The organism is Phenylobacterium sp., from assembly GCF_031412415.1.
Taxonomy (GTDB): domain Bacteria; phylum Pseudomonadota; class Alphaproteobacteria; order Caulobacterales; family Caulobacteraceae; genus Phenylobacterium.
Window position 1 is genome coordinate 1 of record NZ_JANOCX010000155.1, and the last position, 1627, is coordinate 1627.

Below are 1627 nucleotides of genomic sequence, written 5' to 3' on the forward strand. Positions count from 1 at the left end.
CCTCGACGGCGGCGAATCCATGGTCCCGGCCCTGGAGCAGATCATCAAGCGCGGAGGCGCTCTGGGCGTCCGCGACATCGTCATCGGCATGCCCCACCGGGGCCGCCTGAACGTCCTGGCCGCGGTGATGGCCAAGCCCTATCACGTGATTTTCCACGAGTTCCAAGGCGGCACCAGCCTGCCCTCGGACGTCGAGGGTTCGGGCGACGTGAAGTACCACATGGGCGCGTCCTCGGACCGCGCCTTCGACGGCAACAGCGTCCACCTGTCGCTGACCGCCAACCCGTCCCACCTGGAGATCGTCAATCCGGTGGTGCTGGGCAAGGCGCGCGCCAAGCAGGCCTTCACCCTGCGCGAGAACCCTGACGCCGGCCGCGGCCATGTGATGCCGCTGCTGTTGCACGGCGACGCGGCCTTCGCCGGCCAGGGGGTGATCCCGGAGTGCTTCACTCTGTCGGGCGTGAAGGGCTATCGCACCGGCGGCACGGTCCACTTCATCGTCAACAACCAGATCGGCTTCACCACCGCGCCGAAGTACTCGCGCTCCTCGCCCTATCCGTCCGACGTGGCGCTGATGGTCGAGGCGCCGATCTTCCACGTGAATGGCGACGACCCCGAGGCCTGCGTCTACGCCGCCAAGGTGGCCACCGAGTTCCGCCAGCAGTTCGGCAAGGACGTGGTGATCGACATGTTCTGCTACCGGCGGTTCGGTCACAATGAGGGCGACGACCCCACGATGACCTCGCCCTTGATGTACGCCAAGATCAAGGACCACCCGTCGACCCGCGAGATCTACAGCCGCAAGCTGATCGGCCAGGGCGTGATCACCGAGGGCGAGCTCACCGGCTGGATCGCCGAGTTCGATGACTTCCTCGACAAGGAGTTCGACGCCGGCAAGGCCTACAAAGCCAATAAGGCCGACTGGCTGGACGGGGCCTGGTCGGGCCTGGCCCTGCCCGATGGCGACGACCGCCGCGGCGACACCAGCGTCAAGATGCAGAAGCTGCTGGACCTCGGCCATCAGCTGACCGCCATCCCCGAGCGCCTGGACGTGCACAAGAACGTGCGCCGGGTGATCGAGAACCGTCGCGCGGCGATCGACGCCGGCGAGGGTCTCGACTGGGCCACCGGCGAGCATCTGGCCATCGCCACCCTGCTGGACGACGGGTTCCCGGTGCGCTTCACCGGCCAGGATTCGGTGCGCGGGACCTTCACACAGCGCCACGCCGACATCATCGACCAGACGACGGAAGAGCACTACACGCCGCTCTCGAACCTGCGGCCCGGCCAGGCCCATTTCGAGATCATCGACAGTCCGCTGTCGGAAGAGGCGGTGCTGGGCTTCGAGTACGGCTTCTCCCTGGCCGACCCAAAGACCCTGACCCTTTGGGAAGCTCAGTTCGGCGACTTCGCCAACGGCGCCCAGGTGGTCATCGATCAGTTCATCTCGTCGGGCGAACGCAAATGGCTGCGGATGAGCGGTCTCGTCCTGCTGCTGCCGCATGGCTATGAGGGCCAGGGTCCGGAACACTCCTCCGCCCGCCTCGAACGCTTCCTGCAGCTCTGCGCGGAAGACAATCTTCAGGTCGTCAACTGCTCGACCCCCGCCAACTACTTCCACGCCCTG

1 protein-coding gene is annotated in these 1627 nt (G+C 66.4%); it reads left to right on the forward strand.

Annotated elements, in window-relative coordinates; genetic code table 11:
- Positions 1–1627: 2-oxoglutarate dehydrogenase E1 component (locus tag RMO04_RS07455; RefSeq protein WP_309644151.1), on the forward strand; the 1627-nt coding region annotated here is incomplete at both ends.